17 protein-coding genes are annotated in these 16,001 nt (G+C 57.7%); 7 read left to right on the top strand and 10 right to left on the bottom strand.

Features of this window, described 5'->3' with window-relative positions:
* Positions 1-163 precede the first annotated feature (163 nt).
* Together VXJ24_RS06450 and VXJ24_RS06445 are read right to left on the bottom strand one after the other, a co-directional pair.
* Positions 164-1,705, bottom strand: coding sequence for a PTS transporter subunit EIIC (locus VXJ24_RS06450; protein ID WP_330972101.1), 1,542 nt, complete (start codon positions 1,703-1,705; stop codon positions 164-166).
* A gap of 140 nt (positions 1,706-1,845) precedes the next feature.
* Positions 1,846-3,195: a family 4 glycosyl hydrolase gene (locus tag VXJ24_RS06445; protein ID WP_330972100.1), complete on the bottom strand. Its 1,350-nt coding sequence runs from the start codon at positions 3,193-3,195 to the stop codon at positions 1,846-1,848.
* A gap of 235 nt (positions 3,196-3,430) precedes the next feature.
* On the opposite strand from VXJ24_RS06445, the gene VXJ24_RS06440 reads away from it, so the two are divergent.
* Together VXJ24_RS06440 and VXJ24_RS06435 are read left to right on the top strand one after the other, a co-directional pair.
* On the top strand, positions 3,431-4,180 hold the full coding sequence (locus VXJ24_RS06440; RefSeq protein ID WP_330972099.1) for a MurR/RpiR family transcriptional regulator: 750 nt from the start codon (positions 3,431-3,433) through the stop codon (positions 4,178-4,180).
* Entirely contained in the window at positions 4,177-4,971 is a 795-nt protein-coding gene (locus VXJ24_RS06435) for a MurR/RpiR family transcriptional regulator (protein WP_330972098.1), read from the top strand. The genes VXJ24_RS06440 and VXJ24_RS06435 overlap by 4 nt, the downstream gene beginning before the upstream one ends.
* Here the strand turns inward: VXJ24_RS06435 and VXJ24_RS06430 are convergent.
* On the bottom strand, positions 4,968-5,933 hold the full coding sequence (locus VXJ24_RS06430; RefSeq protein ID WP_330972097.1) for an aldo/keto reductase: 966 nt from the start codon (positions 5,931-5,933) through the stop codon (positions 4,968-4,970). The two genes, VXJ24_RS06435 and VXJ24_RS06430, sit on opposite strands and share 4 nt — an antisense overlap.
* Before the next feature lie 143 nt (positions 5,934-6,076).
* Here VXJ24_RS06430 and VXJ24_RS06425 point away from each other — a divergent pair, with 143 nt between their 5' ends.
* Positions 6,077-6,901, top strand: a complete 825-nt coding sequence (locus VXJ24_RS06425; RefSeq protein WP_330972096.1) for an HAD family hydrolase — start codon at positions 6,077-6,079, stop codon at positions 6,899-6,901.
* 125 nt (positions 6,902-7,026) lie between these two features.
* On the opposite strand, the gene VXJ24_RS06420 is transcribed toward VXJ24_RS06425, so the two are convergent.
* Positions 7,027-7,584: a flavin reductase family protein gene (locus tag VXJ24_RS06420; protein WP_330972095.1), complete on the bottom strand. Its 558-nt coding sequence runs from the start codon at positions 7,582-7,584 to the stop codon at positions 7,027-7,029.
* 227 nt (positions 7,585-7,811) lie between these two features.
* Here VXJ24_RS06420 and VXJ24_RS06415 point away from each other — a divergent pair, with 227 nt between their 5' ends.
* Both VXJ24_RS06415 and VXJ24_RS06410 read left to right on the top strand, forming a co-directional pair.
* A complete protein-coding gene (locus VXJ24_RS06415) occupies positions 7,812-8,105 on the top strand; it encodes a hypothetical protein (protein WP_330972094.1) in 294 nt (97 codons plus the stop codon).
* 179 nt (positions 8,106-8,284) lie between these two features.
* Positions 8,285-8,878 (top strand): DUF1294 domain-containing protein, encoded by a 594-nt coding sequence (locus VXJ24_RS06410; RefSeq protein ID WP_330972093.1) that lies wholly within the window; start codon positions 8,285-8,287, stop codon positions 8,876-8,878.
* 53 nt (positions 8,879-8,931) lie between these two features.
* Here the strand turns inward: VXJ24_RS06410 and VXJ24_RS06405 are convergent, their stop codons facing one another.
* The 5 genes from VXJ24_RS06405 to VXJ24_RS06385 all read right to left on the bottom strand — a co-directional run bounded on the left by VXJ24_RS06405 (position 8,932) and on the right by VXJ24_RS06385 (position 12,401).
* On the bottom strand, positions 8,932-9,342 hold the full coding sequence (locus VXJ24_RS06405; RefSeq protein WP_330972092.1) for a pyridoxamine 5'-phosphate oxidase family protein: 411 nt from the start codon (positions 9,340-9,342) through the stop codon (positions 8,932-8,934).
* 311 nt (positions 9,343-9,653) lie between these two features.
* On the bottom strand, positions 9,654-9,788 hold the full coding sequence (locus VXJ24_RS06400; RefSeq protein WP_330972091.1) for a hypothetical protein: 135 nt from the start codon (positions 9,786-9,788) through the stop codon (positions 9,654-9,656).
* Between the two features lie 289 nt (positions 9,789-10,077).
* On the bottom strand, positions 10,078-10,812 hold the full coding sequence (locus tag VXJ24_RS06395; RefSeq protein WP_330972090.1) for an amino acid ABC transporter ATP-binding protein: 735 nt from the start codon (positions 10,810-10,812) through the stop codon (positions 10,078-10,080).
* Entirely contained in the window at positions 10,812-11,489 is a 678-nt protein-coding gene (locus VXJ24_RS06390; protein WP_330972089.1) for an amino acid ABC transporter permease, read from the bottom strand. Before VXJ24_RS06390 ends, VXJ24_RS06395 begins: the two co-directional genes overlap by 1 nt.
* Before the next feature lie 102 nt (positions 11,490-11,591).
* Complete coding sequence (locus VXJ24_RS06385) at positions 11,592-12,401, bottom strand: transporter substrate-binding domain-containing protein (RefSeq protein WP_330972088.1); 810 nt, start codon at positions 12,399-12,401, stop codon at positions 11,592-11,594.
* A 379-nt stretch (positions 12,402-12,780) separates the two neighbouring features.
* Between VXJ24_RS06385 and VXJ24_RS06380 the strand changes: the two genes are divergently transcribed.
* Positions 12,781-13,707, top strand: coding sequence for a substrate-binding periplasmic protein (locus VXJ24_RS06380; RefSeq protein ID WP_330972087.1), 927 nt, complete (start codon positions 12,781-12,783; stop codon positions 13,705-13,707).
* Positions 13,708-13,722: 15 nt separating this feature from the next.
* On the top strand, positions 13,723-14,376 hold the full coding sequence (locus VXJ24_RS06375; RefSeq protein WP_330972086.1) for an amino acid ABC transporter permease: 654 nt from the start codon (positions 13,723-13,725) through the stop codon (positions 14,374-14,376).
* A 225-nt stretch (positions 14,377-14,601) separates the two neighbouring features.
* Here the strand turns inward: VXJ24_RS06375 and dcm are convergent, their stop codons facing one another.
* Positions 14,602-15,894 carry a DNA (cytosine-5-)-methyltransferase gene (dcm, locus tag VXJ24_RS06370; RefSeq protein WP_330972085.1) on the bottom strand — a complete coding sequence of 431 codons (1,293 nt, stop codon included), beginning with the start codon at positions 15,892-15,894 and terminating at the stop codon, positions 14,602-14,604.
* Positions 15,895-16,001 lie beyond the last annotated feature (107 nt).

The raw sequence follows: 16,001 nt of genomic DNA, 5'->3' as shown, positions 1-16,001 counted from the left end.
ATCCACATAGATGGTCTGCCCTGTGCAGTAGGTGTTCTCCTCGGAAGCGAGAAGCAGCATCTGTGGGCAGAGCTCGGAAGGCACGGCAATGCAGCGCAAAGACAAGCAGGCAGACCCCGAAGGGTCTGCCTGCCTCTTATTGCTTCTATCTTTTCCAGTACCGTTACATCTTGAGTGCTGCGTGGAGCTGTGTCGCGATGTTCTCGACTGCAGGACCATAGATGACATGGATATGGGTATCGGACATCTTCTTCACGCCCATGCTGCCGGACTTCTTGAGCATATCCTCGTCGATGAGCGACATGTCCTTCACATCGACACGCAGCCGCGTGATGCAGTTGTTGATGTTGACGATATTGTCAACGCCGCCCAGGCCTTCGACGATATAGGTAAGCTGCGGCGTCATGACTCCTTCGGCCACCTTTGCCTCGTTTGCCACCTCGGCCGAATCATCCGGTGCATCGATCGTGATGTGCTTTGCCGTGAGGTACTTGTAGAACACGAAGTAGTAGGCACAGAAGTACACCGCACCGAGCGGAATGATCATGTACCACTTCGAGCCTGGCTGCAGGACGCCCCAGATGAAGAAGTCGATGATGCCGCCACCTGTGCCACCGATGGAGACGCCGAGCATGTGCGTCAGCATGAAGGAAAGGCCCGCCATCACGGAGTGGAAGGCGTAGAGCACCGGTGCCACAAACAGGAACGAGAACTCGAGCGGCTCGGTGATGCCGGAGACGAAGGCCGTCACAGCGCCGGCGACCACAAGCGCCTTGACGCCGTCACGCTTGTTCTCGGGCGTGGAGCGGTAGATGGCAAGAGCAGCAGCGGGAAGGCCGAAGAGCATGAATGCGAACTTGCCCTCTGCAAGATAACGGGTGTAATCGGACAGGGCTGCAGTGCCCATGGTGTCGACATACTGGTAGAAGATGTTGAGGCAGCCCTCTGTCCCGTTGAGCACGCCGCCGATCGAAGTCGTGCGGAAGAGCTGGTTGATGATGTGGTGCAGGCCGGTCGGAATGAGGCCGCGCTCTGCCAGTCCGAAGAGGAAGACGCCGAAGTTGCCCAGGCTCGCGATTGCTGTGCCCAGCGCCATGATGGCAATCGAGAGCGGAAGCCAAATGAAGGGCGAGAGAATGCCCAGGATGAGCATCGCGACGAAGACGACGATAGCGACAGAGCGCTTGCCGCCGTAGAAGGAGATGGCAACAGGAAGCTTCGTATCGATGAAGCGGTCATGCAGGGCAGCTGCAAGGCAGCCTACAAGGATGCCTCCGAAGGCAGACATGTTCGGTGCACCTTCGACGCCGAGCACGGTTGCCGTATCGAGAGAACTGAAATCGAACAGGCCGCTCTTGACCATCGCCGCGCCCGCAGCGATGAACGTGTAATAGCCGACAAAGCCGGCGAATGCCGCGATCTCCTTGTCCTTCCTGGCAAGGCCGAGAGCAAGGCAGATGGCAAACAGCACAGGAATCTGTGCGTAGACCGCGTTTGCGACCGCTTTGATCGTAGCAAAGACAAATCCGACCGGCGCCGTTGGCGCAAAAGCCGGCACGGCTGCAATGACTGCATCCTTCGTCAGTGCACTCATGACACCCAGAAGCAGGCCGACCGCCGAGAGCGCTGCAATCGGCAGCATCAGGCTCTGGCCAAGTTTCGAGAGGTAATCCATGACACTGCCTCTCTGATTCTTCTCTCCCATGTTTCCCCCTTGTCGCACATGTCCCCTGTCATAGGAATGAAGCCTGCTGCTTCGCAGCATGCGGGCAGATCGGTCTGCGCCAGATGCTTGCCTCCCAGCCTGACGCAGACCGCTTCGCACGTCGTTTGATTCTGCGTGCCCTACTTGAGCTCTGGCCAGTAGTCCTTGTTCTCTTGGATCAGGACGTCGAGAATCTCGTGGGCCTTCTTCGTATCGTTCACGAGACGGTTGAGCGTCAGCGCTTCGAGTGCCTTCTGATAGCTATGCTCGAAATAGGCGTCGACAAGCAGCTTCTCGCAGGACACCTGCTGGACCAGGAGTCCGAGATAGAACTGCGGGATATTGCCGACACCCATCGGGCGCGGACCATTGGCGGTAAGCTCGGCGACAACCTCGACCATAGCGTCGTCCTGCATGTTGTCGATGAGGCCATTGTTCTCGGTGATGATGATGTAGCGGCGGCCCGTATTGTGAGCGATGGCAGACGCCACCTCGATCATCATCTCAGCATGCGCATCGGAGTGGATGTCGACAATGCCCTTGGTTGTGCCGGCATCGATGCAGCGGTGGCATTCGCCGAATGCACGCTTCTCGCGGCCTTCGATGACCTCGTCTGCACGGGTCTTGTTGCCGGCAGCCATGCGCTCCTCGTTCAGATGCTGGAACTTGTAGAGCGGGTAGAGGTAGTACTGGTCATAGGTGTTGGGAAGGTACTCAGGGTAGTCTTCCATCATCATCTTGACGTTGCCATAGGTCTCGAGCCAGGAAGGATCGCGCTGCTCTGCATCCTGCGGCAGGAAGCCCTTCTCATGGACAAGCTTGCGAATCTTGGGCATGAGGTCTTCGCCCGTCGGCTTGTAGTACATGTGGGTAAACCAGCCATAGTGGTTGAGGCCGAAATAGACCGGCTCGAGGTCATTCCAGTCGACGCCGAGCAGACGGCTGGTGGAGCGCACGACGTTTTCCGGCTGATCGCAGATGTTCAGGATCCGCTTGTCATCCGGGAATTCGCGGCGCAGCGCCTCTGCGACGATTGCTGCAGGATTCGAGTAGTTCAGGCACCAGGCATTGGGCGAATACTGGCGGATGGCATGGATTGCGTGGATCATGTCGCCGATGGAGCGCATGCCGTACGCCATGCCGCCGGCACCGACCGTCTCCTGGCCGATGATGCCATGGTCGAAGCAGGTGTGCTCGTCCGACCAACGGCCCTCGAGTCCGCCGGAGCGCATCTGCATGAAGATGAAGTCCATGCCCGTGTAGGCGGTCTTCTCATCCGTGGTGTAGCTGATCTCTGCATCCGGATACATCTCGCGGAACAGGATCTCTCCGAACTTGCCCACCGGCTCCTGACGCGGGCCATCGATATCGAAGAGGACCAGCCTGCTGAGCGGGAAGTCCTTCTGGAGCCTCACGAAGCTCTTCAGGAAGCCCGGTGTATAGGTGCTTCCGCCGCCGACGATGCATACGTTGTAACGCTTCTCTGCCATTGCATCCACCTCTCAGATAGATATGAGCAGGCATGCCACTGTCCTGCCGATCCGCATATCTGCGCAGGTACTTTGGGTCTTTTTTTCTCTTCCCTGCGTGCACCATGAAGATAGCGCCTAGAGAATCTCCCAGAAGAGCCTGGAGCTGTTACAGAAACTCGTGCCATAATCTGTTACATGTTTCAGAATCAGAAACACGCTCATGCAGCTTAGGACCCAGAGGAGAGCAGAACATATGCCAGATGCCGCTACATCAAGCTTCACATCAGCAGAGCTTGTCCTGCTGCGCTATATCCAGTCCCATGCCCAGACGGTACCTGACCTGAGTGCAAGAGAGCTGGCAGCCAAGGCTGGATGCTCGGCCGCAACTGTGGTCAGACTTTCACGCAAGCTGGGCTATTCGGGCTACACGGAGTACCGCTTCGCGCTCAGAAGGCAGAAGCATCCTGCCGTTTCTGCAGGATCCATGCCCCAGCGGGACATCCTTGCAGAGACAGCGGCGACCTCCCATCTCAACCAGGCAACAGATATCGAGCGCACAGCCGATCTGCTTGCCGAGCGCGATACCGTCATCCTTGTCGGCGGCGGCCTCACGCATACGGCACTTGAGTATCTGCACCATTACCTCTTCTCGGCTTCCTGCCCCACGATCTGCATGCCGAATGACGAGCTCTCGCTTGATGCTATAGCAAGCGCCGGACCCGATGCGGTCGTGCTCTGTGCAAGCGTCTCGGGCACAGGGTCCACGCTTGCCCTTGCGAGAGAGGCCCATAACCGTGGCCTTTTTGTCATAGGCATCACCAGCTCCCTCACAAGCGACCTTGTCACGTTCTGCGATATCTGCCTTCTGGCCACCAGTGCACCGAGGACAGACAGCCGCATTGCCTCGCGCCTGGGCATCGTCGCGATTGCAGACGAGATAGCCCGCACCTATTCCCATCGCCACCACACCGGCCAGGTCATCGAAAAGGAGGCACGCGCATGATCGAGGCATTCCGGGACGATATCCTCTCGACGCTCACACCAGGCGAGCTCGATTTCCTCTACTTCGCAGAGCTGCATCTCGCGGAGATTGCAGGATGGAGCTTGGACCAGGCAGCCGCCGCAAGCTTCGCCTCTGCCCCTGTCATCGAGCGCGCATGCAAGAAGCTCCATCTGTCAGGCTATGCCGAGCTGCGCTTCCTGATCAGAAACGAGCTGAAGGGACGCGCCATCGCCGCACAGGACGGCATTTCCGCCTACCGCGCCACAGCTGCGCAGGATGCGCTGCTCAGAGAGGCGCGTCTTACCCTGCGCGATCCGTCGATGGCGCTTCTGTCCCAGGCGGCAGAGGCAATCTGGCAGGCAGAGAGCCTTGTCCTCTTCGGGCGGGGACTGTCTGAGTTTCCAGCAGAGTATCTCTCCGAATACCTGGCACGCATCGGCAGGCCATGCCGGCGCTATCTCGATCCGCCCTTTGTCTATCGCGATGCAGCAGCCTTCACAGACCGCGATGCTATCGTCATCTTCTCGGCCGGTGGCCGCACCATACCGGTCGTGAAGGCCGCAGCGATAGCGAAGAAGAACAGGGCCACGATCATCTGCATCTGCTCTGACCGGGAGAGTCCGCTCTGCAAGATGGCAGGCATCGCCCTGCATGCAGCATCCGACACGCTCAGCATCAACCAGATCGATCTCAATTCCCGATTCACGCAGTTCGCTGTAGCTGATGCCCTCGTCGATGAGCTGCTGAAAGAAAAGCCTGTCCAGCAGCCCGAAGACAATGCAGCCAGCTAGGCGAGATTGCTCTCGATGGACTCATCCAGAAGCGCCATCTCGTCTGCCGTGAGCTCGAGCGTCGCAGCGGCGCAGTTCTCTTTCGCCCTCGCAGGAGATGAGCATCCCACAAGAGCTGTCGTCACGAACTCCTTCTGCATTGTCCAGGCAAGCGCTACCTGGGAGACGGGGCGCCCATGCTTCGCTGCAACGGTATCCATATCGGAAAGCAGCTTCTGCACCTTCGAGAACAGGGGCTCCTTGAAACCGGTATAGAACGTATAGCGGATATCCTTCTCCTCGAAGTGAGGAAGGGTCCTGAAGGCACCAGTCAGGATGCCGCCGCCGAGCGTTCCATACGTGAGCGTCGCCAGCCCCTTGTCATGTGCCCACTTCATCGTCTCTTCGTTCTGCCTGTCAAGCATCGAGTACCTGAGCTCGGCCGCATCGATCTTTGCATAGCGCATGCACTCCTCAAGCTGAGGAATGCTGACATTGCTGACGCCGATATGAGAGATCTTCCCTGTTTCCAGAAGGCCATTCAGCGTATCCATGGTCTCCTCGACCGGCACCTTCTCATCTGGATAGTGCATGAGATAGAGGTCGATATGGTCGGTTCTGAGCCTCTCGAGAGACCCCTCGATCTCGCGCAGGATGTCTTCCCTGGAGTCATCTATCTCGCGTGCACCGGTCTTGGCATTGCAATAGTCGCCGAACTTCGTGACAAGGAATGCCTTCTCGCGGTAGCCATCCTGGAGCGCCCTGCCGACAAGCTTCTCTGCAGCAGAGTCCATCCCATAGATCGGTGCCGTATCGATCACATTGACGCCTTCGTCGAGAAGCGTGCGCAGCGTCTCCACCGGACGCGCTTCATCAGCCCTTCCGAAGACGAGTCCATAGGCATTCTTCCCTGCCATGGACCAGGTGCCGGCCCCCAGAGAGGAGAGCCTTGTCCCAAGAGATGTGCATTTCGTATACCGCATATGCCGCTCCTCGCCCCGAATCCTGTTCTTTCTCTGCGGACCTGGCTGCACCGCAGAGCATTCCTGCCATCTCGTCTTGGACAAGCATAGGCTTGAGAACTACGACAAGAAGGACCCCACAGGCCCTTATGCAAGGGAGACCCATGGTACGCCTCATATTCTCCGATCTGGACGACACGTTCCTCTCAGCAGACAAGACCATACCGGACGCAAACCGCGCCCTGCTCGAAGAGGCATCCAGGAAAAGCATCCAGTTTGTCCCCTGCACCGGCAGGAACATCAATGGCATACCTTCTGCCATTGCAGACTACGGCTGTGTCCACTATGCCGTCTGCTGCAACGGTGCCCTCGTCGCAGATCTCGATCGCGGCGAAGTGATTCATGAGGTGGACATCGAAAAAGAAGAGGTCCGCCGGCTCTTCCGTGCCCTCGAGGGCTTGCCCATAACATTCGACCTCTTCGCGGATGGCCATGTCCTGACCGCAGAGGACCGCTGGCGTTTCCTCGACGAGATTCCCGTGACCGAGCCCACCCGCATTCACATCAAAGAAGTCAGGACCTGCTATCCGGGAAGCGTCGAGGACATGATCGATGCAGCCAAAAACATCTGCCGCATCAACATCTTCTATCTCGACAACGACACAAGAGACAGGGTCTGGGAAGTCGTGGACTCGTTTTCCGACCTCATCAGGGCCTCTTCGCAGCCCTGCAACGTAGAAGTCACGAAGAACGGCGCAGACAAGGGAGCAGGGCTCCTCTGGCTGGCAGACCACCTGGGCGTGCCTGTGGAGGAGACCGTTGCCTTCGGCGACTCGAGCAACGATATCGCGATGCTCAAGGCAGCAGGAGACGGCGTGGCCGTGGCAAATGCACGGCCTGAATGCCTTGCCGCAGCAGACCATATTGTCCAAGACAATGACAAGGGAGGCGTCGGGCTCTATATGGAAGAGCTCCTCCGGAGGCAGTAGGCCAGCCCCTGCACCTGCCAAAGAGCTCCGCCGCCCCACTAGGTCTGCTCAGGCAGATCCAGCTGCAGAGCAATGGGGGCTGCCACAGCGATATGGCAGCCCCCATTTCCTTTGCCGGCCTCCAGCTACTTCTTCATGAGTCCCAGCCCGTCATGCCAGACCGTGCCGACCTGTTCGCCAATCACACGGTAGCCGTTGACGGAAGGGTCGAAGATGATGGGACGAAGCTTGCCGAGATCGACATGGCCATCCGTAAGGATGCTTTCATCTGCCTGTTCCGCTACGACCTTGCCGATAAGCAGGCCATGCTCCTCGTCGAAGAGCTCGACCGTGCATTCGAGCGTGAGCGGATATTCCTCGATCACAGGAGCATCGACATGGGCGCTCTTATGGACATGGACGCCAGCCTGCTCGATCTTGTTCACCTTGCTGCCTGTGGCAATGCCGAAATAGTCAGATATCTCGACGGTATCCGCCGTTCCGAATGAGACCGTGAAGGCGCCTGTGGCCTTGAGGTTCTCTGTCGTCTTGTGCGTGCCCAGGAAGAAGGCAATCTCCCCTTCTCCGCACTGCACGCCCCAGGCAGCATTCATCGCATTCGGCACACCGTTCTCGTCGTAGGTAGCGATGATATAGACGCCTTCTGGTGTCATGACCGACTTGTTTCCCGGAATTTCCATCATGTCCTCCTCTGCATCCCGGCACCCAGCCGGGACAGCCCTTGCATCGGTCTCTTTCTACCCTTCGGTCCATCAGGACATCCATGCCCCAAATACGTTTCTGCCATAGATGCCAGACATATCAGGCAGACATGCCCTTCTTGTGGGAGCTTGGAGGAATCGGTCCTACGTTCTGCATAGAGCAGGACTCTTCGGCAATATGTCTCCTGAAGCAGAGCAGGAGGAAGACCATGGGCAGCAGGAAGCACTCGGCACGTGCGAGAGAGCGGGAGGAGTTCCTCTCGGGCCTTGGCGGCATGGATGATGCCTTTGCCGCAGAAGAGGCACATCAGCGCGAAGCGGCAGACCAGAAGGAGGAAGCCCGCCTCATGAAGGCCTGCCTCTCGAAGCAGCGCTATGCAACGCGCGCAGAGGCAGAAGAGACCGCCCGCGCCTGTGCCCAGCACGGTACCTATGGTCTCGAAGTCTACCGCTGCCCCTACTGCAGGGGATGGCATCTGACATCGCATCCCTGGAAAAGATGAGGCATATATTGCTTCCATGCGATATGGCAAGACAGTCTTCCAGCATGCTTTCAGGCGTGCAGCGCATTGGATGCGAGACAGCAGTATTTCCGTTCAGATGAGGGCATCGGAGGATGAGCCGAATCCGGAGCCTCCTGTGCTGCCTGCTATCATGGGATGATCCAATCCAAGGAGCCACCATGCCGCACGAGCTTGTCCTGCCTGCCTATATCCTTGCCGTGAGCCTCGTTGCCTTCGCAATCATGCTTTGCGATCTCGGACGTGACCGGAAGGGCATAGACCCTCTTCCCTGGCCGCTCTGGGCCGTGGCCTCTGCCGCAGGAGGCGCCTTCGGCACGCTTGCTGCCTTTCTCGTGACCCGCACACACATAGCGAAAGCAACAGTCGCCCGCTTCTTCTGCGGCCTTGCCTTCTCCATCCTCTGGGTCCTCATCCTGATCCTGGCATCGGGCGCCATCTCTGTTACGGCAGATGCCTTCTTCGCATCGCTTGCACGTGGCCACACGCCGCTTGCCATCTATCTCCTTGCTGCAAGCCTCGCAGCCTTTGCCCTTTTCGCTATCGACAAGCGCCAGGCTGTGCATGCCGGCTCCCGCATCCCTGAAGCAGTCCTTCTGGGAGCGGGCCTTGCCGGAGGCACCCCCGGCGCCCTTCTGGGCATGCATCTTTTCCACCACAAGACAAGGAGGGCCTACTTCCGCTGGGGTCTCTGGCTCTTCCTTGCGATAGATGCCCTCCTCATCGTCTTCCTTATGGCAGAAGGCATCCTCTAGACGAAAAGAGCCGCCCGAGGGCGACTCTGCTGCACTGCCTGCGCGCCTTCCGCTTACCAGCTCACGGTCTCGGATGGCTTGCCGGCAAGCGAGGTGAATGTGGCAGTCGCATGCCTGAAGCAGAGCACGATCGTGTTGTCGTCGTTCTCGTCGTACATCTTCCTGAGTCCGGGATAGGCATCGAGCAGGTGCTTTTTTGCCTCGATGCGCTCGTCCGGCACCAGCTCTCCCTGTATGCGCCACCAGTCGGCGCCCTTCCAGGCACAGATCTCCACTTCAGGATGGGCAACAATCTGCTTGTAGACTTCCTTCTTCTTGCCGGTCTGGATATAGAGCCTGCCTTCGAAGAGGTCTGCCGTGCCGAAGGGACGCACCCTCGGGTTTCCCTTCTTATCCACTGTCGCAAGCATATAGGTCGGTGCCGTATGCTTCAGGAACTCGTACACATCCTCGATCGTAGCCATAGCCATCCCTTCTCACGGATATGCGTCAGTTGTACACGGCAGAGACATCTGCCAGCACAGAAAACTTGCTTCATGCCGCAGCTGCCCCATCCCGTCAGATATGGCATGGGTGTTGAGCATGCTGTGCAGAGCAGCCGGCACGCCTCCAGAATTTCCCCGTAACCTGTGCAGGCAGTCGCACGCCTGGGGTATACTTCAATCAGTACCAGCGATGCCCGTATCTTCGGTGAAAAAGGTCTGCGGGCGGCGCAGTACTAACTGACTAGACGGCCCGGATGCAACCGGGCCGTTTTCGTCTCTGCACTATCCGTTCAATGCTTATGCTCCTTCTTTCGTCTCCTCACCTCCTCGACGAGGTCGAGTGTGGATCGGATGAGGCCCTCCACGAGCACGAGGGCCTGAAGGACTTCAAGGATTCCCTTCAAGAGCAGATGAAGTTCGTCCATAGGCAACACCTCCAAAGATCGAGGCGCCGCCCGCATCCGGACATCGCTGGTCTATCCATCTTGACAGGGAATGCCATGTGACTGCAACAGATGTTCAATATCTATTTCTTAATTCTACCTGCTAGATACATGTGTTTGATATCTGATAGATAATTGTTTGATTTTCGAATACACCGCCAGAGGCAACCGCGTCTTTTTGACAGCTCAGAAACTGGCAATTTCCAAGAAAATGGGCGGAGCTGGCTGGCAGCTCCGCCCTGATTGCATTTCACTCTATGAAGGACGCTTATTACAGCACCTTCGAGAGGAAGCTCTTCGTGCGCTCGTTCTGGGGATGGTCCATGACCTCCTCGGGTGTGCCCTCTTCGACAATGACGCCGCCGTCGATGAAGATGACACGGTCGGCCACGTCGTGGGCAAAGCCCATCTCGTGCGTGACCACGAGCATCGTCATTCCCGAATCGGCAAGCTCGCGCATAACGTCCAAGACCTCGTGCACCATCTCAGGGTCGAGAGCGCTGGTCGGCTCGTCGAAGAGCATGATGTCGGGATCCATAGCAAGGGCGCGGGCAATGGCGACACGCTGCTGCTGGCCGCCGGAAAGGCTTTTCGGCATTGCGTCGATCTTGTCTGCGAGGCCGACACGCGTGAGCAGCCGCTCTGCGTCCTTGTCTGCCTCTTCCTGGGTCTTGAGCTTGAGCTCGACCGGCGCGAACGTGACATTTCTCTTCACGGAATAGTGCGGGAAGAGGTTGAACTGCTGGAAGACCATGCCGACATGGCGGCGTATGAGGTCGACATTGGCGCCCTTGGCCGTGATGGACTCGCCGTCAATCGAAATGTCACCACCGGTAGGCTCCTCGAGCCTGTTGATGCAGCGCAGGAACGTGGACTTGCCGGAACCGGACGGACCGATGATGCAGACGACCTCGCCTGGCTGGACCTCGAGGTCGATGCCGTTGAGGACGAGGTTGTCGCCGAATGTCTTCTTGAGCTGCGTGACTTTGATCTTGGGTTCAGACATCAGACATGCATCCTTTTCTCGATGGTGTGGGAGACGAGCATGAGAACGCTCGTGATGAGCAGGAATACCACAGCGACCCACGTGTAGGTCGCGAACGATTCCATGGTACGCCCGACATAGATGCGTGCCTGGTACATGATCTCGCCCAGGCCGATTGCATAGAGGATCGTGGAGTCCTTGAGCGTGATGATGCACTGGTTCACGAGCGTCGGCAGGCAGATGCGCACTGCCTGCGGCAGGATGATCTTATGCATCGAGGTGGCATAGGAGACGCCGAGAGAACGCGATGCCTCCATCTGGCCTGCAGGAACCGCCTCGATCGAGCCTCTGAAGATCTCCGAGATATAGGCGCCTGCATTGAGCGTGAGGGTCAGTATCGAGGCTGTCACGACGTCGATCCTGAAGTCGGAATAGCCCAGATACTGGATGAGCTGCGGCATTGCGAAGTAGAGATAGAAGGCCTGCACGAGCATCGGCGTGCCGCGGATGATCCAGATATAGAACTTTGCGATGCCTCTCAGCACCTTCACGTGCGAGATGTGCATGAGGCAGACGAGAATGCCGACGAGCATAGCAATGACAAGCGAGATGATGGTCACCTGCAGCGTCGTTGCCAGGCCCGACATCAGCATCGGCCAGACATCGCCGAATGTTGCGGCGAGAGATTCAAAACCCATAAAGCTTCCTCCCTGTACCCTGTGGCTCAAGACAGCAAAGGGGCACCCGCACGAAGGCGGGCACCCATGATGTCATCTCTTGGCTGCCCGAAGCGGCACGCACTAGCCCTTCAGGTACTTGTTCACAATCGCGTCGTAGTCTCCGGAATCCTTCATCTTGGAGAGACCCTCGTTGAAGGCAGACAGAAGATCTGCGTTCTTGCCCTTCATGACAGCGAAGCCATAGGGCGTGGAATAGTCGTCCTTCTCCTCCGTCACGATCTGGAGGCCGTTGCCCTGGGTGATGCCGTAGGACATGACCGGGTAGTCCTCGAAGCAGGCAACAGAGTTGCCGGTCAGGACATCCTGGTACATGATCGAGGAATCATCGAAATAGGTGAGCGTGAAGCCATACTTCGGGGCAAGGGACTCTGCGCAGGTCGCACCCATCGTGCCGGTCTTGGCAGCGACGGTCTTGCCGTTCAGGTCCTCGTATCCCGAAATCGAGGAGCCCGCCTTGACGGCCATGCAGACATAGGAATCATAGTAGGGATCGGAGAAGTCGTACTTCTGCTTGCGGGCATCTGTGATTGACATGCCGGCGATGACAGCATCTGCCTGGTTGGACTCGAGGGCTGCGACCGCTGCATCGAAGCCGAGCGAGTTCAGCTCATACTTGAAGCCGGTAAGCTCTGCTGCCTTGGCAAGGATATCGACATCGATACCGACAAAGTTGCCCGAGGCATCGGTGAACTCGAAGGGAGCAAAGGTCGTATCGGTCGCAACCGTATAGGAGCTCTTCGAGAAGCCGGAAGAGGAATCGGAACTCGAGCTCGACTGGGAGCTGCCGCACCCAGCAAGAGCAAGCCCCGTGGCAGCAAGCGTGCCCGAAGCGATACCGACGAATTGGCGGCGAGACATTGAATACGACATACCCTACCTCCCAGACGACCATTTCCCTGTGCATTGAGCAGACAAAGAGCGGGAACCCGATGCACAGAGCCTTGAAGGATTTCTGCGCCCTTCAGTTCCGTATCTTAAATATTGAATATTTATCCATGATTGTTGAAATATTTTCACGAGGTTACCAGGCCGTAACTTCTTGGGAGGCAACGGAAACAATATGTTCGTATGCAATGCCTGTTTGTTCCCGTGCAGGCAGCAGCCTTGGGGCATGCAACAGGGACTTTTTCGGTGCGGCTGACGTGCTCATTTCGTTTCCATTCCATATCGCCATATTTCCTAGCAATGCAATAGGAATTCTTTCAGGCTACAATGATTGAACCAAATCTGTTCGACAGGAGGCAGTTTCATGAACAGCACGACACAGCACAGCAACTTCAGCGCACCCATGGGCCGCCGCAGCTTCCTCGCTCTTGCAGCAGGTATGGCAGCCCTGGCACCAGTAGCGCTCACTGCCTGCGGACAGACCCAGAGCTCAAGCTCTTCCAGCACCTCCACGGACAGCTCTTCGAGCTATGACATCTCCGGCAAGAAGCTCACCTTCGTTGGAGACAACGCGTTTGCCCCCTACCGCTACATCGAGATGCAGTCAGACGGCTCCCAGAAGACCGTCGGCCTCGATATCGCAATCGCAGATGAAATGGCATCGCGTCTTGGCTTCACGTATGACTTCGAGCCGCAGGAGTTTGCAGCGACGCTTGCCACGATACAGAGCTCCGATACCTCGTTCACGATGGCAATGAGCTCGAATGCAGAGAGGCTCGAGACCTTTGACTTCACGCGCGGCTACTACGAGCCCCGCGTCGGCGTCCTCACGATGGGAGACAAGGTCGAAGACATCGACGGGCTCAAGGGCAAGTCCATTGCCTGCACGACCGGCACGGTCCAGAACAAGTTCGTGACAGCCGTCCTGCCTGATGCCGACGTGCATACCTATGACGGCGGAGACCAGTGCCTGCAGGAAGTGCTTGCCGGCAGGATCGATGCCTATGTCTGCGACGGCGCAGAGGGACAGTCGATGGTCGATGCCAATCCCGGCCTCGTGCTGGGACTCCTTGGCCGTTCCGAGACCGAAAGCTATGTCGGCGTCTACCGCCTCATGGCCCAGAAGGATGCTCCTTTTGTCTCGGCACTCGACAGCTGCATCGCAGACATGCTCGAGGATGGTACGATCGATTCCTACATCAGCAAATATGTCGGTCCTGACTTCGTCTGGGGCGATGGTGGCTTCGCTGCTGCCGGCACCTCTACCGTCGGAGACAGCACCGGTGAATAGCACCCGGACGCAGGCATGAACTTCTCTGTCCTCAATCCCTATATGCCCCTGTTCTGGAGCGGCCTTCTGACCACCGTGGAGGTGACAGGGGCCGCCCTTGTTCTTGCCTTTGCCCTGGGAGCTGCGATAGCGCTGCTGAAGGTCCTGCCGATACGCTGGCTCAGGGCGCTACTCGACTTCTACACCTCGATCTTCAGAGGCATCCCCCTGATTGTCCTTCTCTTCATTGCCTATTTCGCGACGCCGCAGCTCACAGGCTACAAGATTACGATGTTTGCCGCGTCGGTGCTGACGCTCGGGCTCAATGGGTCTGCCACGGTATCAGAAACCCTGCGTGGCGGCATCCAGGGCGTCGACCGGGGACAATACGATGCGGCACGCGCGCTTGGCCTTCCCTACCGGAGCATGATGGTGAAGATCATATTGCCGGAGGCTTTGCGCTCCGTGGCTCCTGCCCTTGTGAACGAGGTCATCACGGTGCTCAAGAGCTCGTCTCTCGTCGCGACGATAGGGCTTGCCGACATGATGCGCGCTGCCGAATCCGTGCAGGCACTCACCTACCGTGCCTTCGAGCCCTTCATCTTTGTCGCTGTCATCTACTACATCATTGTCATGATCCTCGTCCACATCTCCAAGAGGCTCGAGAAGAAGCTCCGGGAAGCCTATTAGAGGAATGATATCTAAAGTCCCATGCCGCCACGAACCTTCAGGGTTTCGAGGCAGCGTCACGCCGATTGTCTGAATCCTGTTTTATAGGCGTCACCGAGCGTCAGACATTTGCTGCAATGAAATATATCTGCTATTTCATGGTGCAGCATGCATAGAGACTCATGACGTACCGGCACGATGACGGGACAGACCACTGCTTGTCTGCCCCGTTCAACCAGGCATGTCTCAATCTTCAGACTTGCCGATTTCTTTGGCCAGCTCAATGCCGATGAGATGTGGAATGCCGACAACAAGCGCATTGCCCATGCAGAAGGCCCTGTTTCCGTCAGTCATGCCGGTGTTCGTCCACCCCTTTGGGAAGCCCTGAAGCTGTTCCAGCTCTTCCGGGACAAGACGACGATATCGTCCATCTTCGGTCTGGATGATGTGCTTGAAGCGAGAGGGACCCTTGCCTCCCTCTCCTGTCAAGATGGTCCTCGACGGATTCGTCGGAAGGTCTGGAAATGCCATAGCCCCTTCGCTGTAGAAGTATTCATGTCCGGTCTTCTTGTCGACGCGGGGCTCGCGCTTGGCACCCTTGAGGTACTCCCACCTGGGAAGCTGCTTGTCCGGGATGTAGAACTCTTCCGGCACTTCGCTCTCCGGAACAAGCACATCGCCGAGTGTGGCATGTTTGCCAGCATACATTTCTTCGGGCTTGCAGGTGACTACCTCGTGTCCGACCATGACACCAGCTTCCATAAAAGGAGACATCTTGGAGCCTGCCTCGTTGAAGTGCTGCGTGGCATCGTAAGGATCTTCCGGTATGAGAATATGGCTGCGCTCCGACGCTTCACGCATCGGGAATGCCCTTGCCATGATTCCGTCGCCGAGCCTTGTTTCGAGATCCCAGGAGGCATTCCTCTCTGCATAGATGTAGATGCGCTTCCTGCGCTGCGGGAATCCGTATGCAGCGCTGTTGACGACGCGCCACTCGACGTTGTATCCAAGAGATGCAAGGCAGCTCAGGATGATAGCGAAGTCACGGCCACGCCTCGCTGCAGGACTCTTGAGCAGCCTGTCCACATTCTCGAAGAGGCAGTAGTGCGCATTGCCCTTATCCATGGCGAGCTGCACCTTGAGGAACCGGTATATATCCCACCAGAGAACGCCTTTCTTGCCCTCGATGCCGCCCGACTGAGAGAGCGGACGCGCAACCGAATAGTCCTGGCAGGGGAAGCCGCCAACAACCATATCGACAGACGGAACGTTCCGCTCTCCGGCCTCGACCTGGTTCATGACAGCATTAATGTCCTCATTGATGATGGAATTTTCGCCGAAGTGCGCTGCATAGCAGCGCGCAGCAAACTGGCGCCCCGCCGTTCCGGGCGGCTCCCAGTTGTTTGCCCATATGGTCTTGAAAGGACCTGCCGATGGCAGGTCCCACTCAGGGTGTTCCGGATTCCTGTAGCCGTCCAGGCCAAGCCTGAACCCGCCAACCCCTGCAAAGAGCTCGGCTATCTTGATGCCATTGTCCACGTTTCTCCTATCGCTGCTGTGGACTCAGTGCCCACCTATACTAACCGAACCTACAGCAGGGAACGCTCGACCTAACCGAACCTACAACTCGGGACGCTCGACGGGAC

The sequence above is a fragment of the Olsenella kribbiana genome, from assembly GCF_036408795.1.
In the GTDB taxonomy this organism is placed as follows: domain Bacteria; phylum Actinomycetota; class Coriobacteriia; order Coriobacteriales; family Atopobiaceae; genus Olsenella_L; species Olsenella_L kribbiana.
This window is presented reverse-complemented; position numbering and strand designations above follow the sequence as displayed.

Coding starts and splice junctions, on each gene's coding strand:
- VXJ24_RS06450 (WP_330972101.1), bottom strand. CDS start 1,705: ATGGGAGAGAAGAATCAGAGAGGCAGTGTCATGGATTACCTCTCGAAA.
- VXJ24_RS06445 (WP_330972100.1), bottom strand. CDS start 3,195: ATGGCAGAGAAGCGTTACAACGTATGCATCGTCGGCGGCGGAAGCACC.
- VXJ24_RS06440 (WP_330972099.1), top strand. CDS start 3,431: ATGCCAGATGCCGCTACATCAAGCTTCACATCAGCAGAGCTTGTCCTG.
- VXJ24_RS06435 (WP_330972098.1), top strand. CDS start 4,177: ATGATCGAGGCATTCCGGGACGATATCCTCTCGACGCTCACACCAGGC.
- VXJ24_RS06430 (WP_330972097.1), bottom strand. CDS start 5,933: ATGCGGTATACGAAATGCACATCTCTTGGGACAAGGCTCTCCTCTCTG.
- VXJ24_RS06425 (WP_330972096.1), top strand. CDS start 6,077: ATGGTACGCCTCATATTCTCCGATCTGGACGACACGTTCCTCTCAGCA.
- VXJ24_RS06420 (WP_330972095.1), bottom strand. CDS start 7,584: ATGATGGAAATTCCGGGAAACAAGTCGGTCATGACACCAGAAGGCGTC.
- VXJ24_RS06415 (WP_330972094.1), top strand. CDS start 7,812: ATGGGCAGCAGGAAGCACTCGGCACGTGCGAGAGAGCGGGAGGAGTTC.
- VXJ24_RS06410 (WP_330972093.1), top strand. CDS start 8,285: ATGCCGCACGAGCTTGTCCTGCCTGCCTATATCCTTGCCGTGAGCCTC.
- VXJ24_RS06405 (WP_330972092.1), bottom strand. CDS start 9,342: ATGGCTACGATCGAGGATGTGTACGAGTTCCTGAAGCATACGGCACCG.
- VXJ24_RS06400 (WP_330972091.1), bottom strand. CDS start 9,788: ATGGACGAACTTCATCTGCTCTTGAAGGGAATCCTTGAAGTCCTTCAG.
- VXJ24_RS06395 (WP_330972090.1), bottom strand. CDS start 10,812: ATGTCTGAACCCAAGATCAAAGTCACGCAGCTCAAGAAGACATTCGGC.
- VXJ24_RS06390 (WP_330972089.1), bottom strand. CDS start 11,489: ATGGGTTTTGAATCTCTCGCCGCAACATTCGGCGATGTCTGGCCGATG.
- VXJ24_RS06385 (WP_330972088.1), bottom strand. CDS start 12,401: ATGTCGTATTCAATGTCTCGCCGCCAATTCGTCGGTATCGCTTCGGGC.
- VXJ24_RS06380 (WP_330972087.1), top strand. CDS start 12,781: ATGAACAGCACGACACAGCACAGCAACTTCAGCGCACCCATGGGCCGC.
- VXJ24_RS06375 (WP_330972086.1), top strand. CDS start 13,723: ATGAACTTCTCTGTCCTCAATCCCTATATGCCCCTGTTCTGGAGCGGC.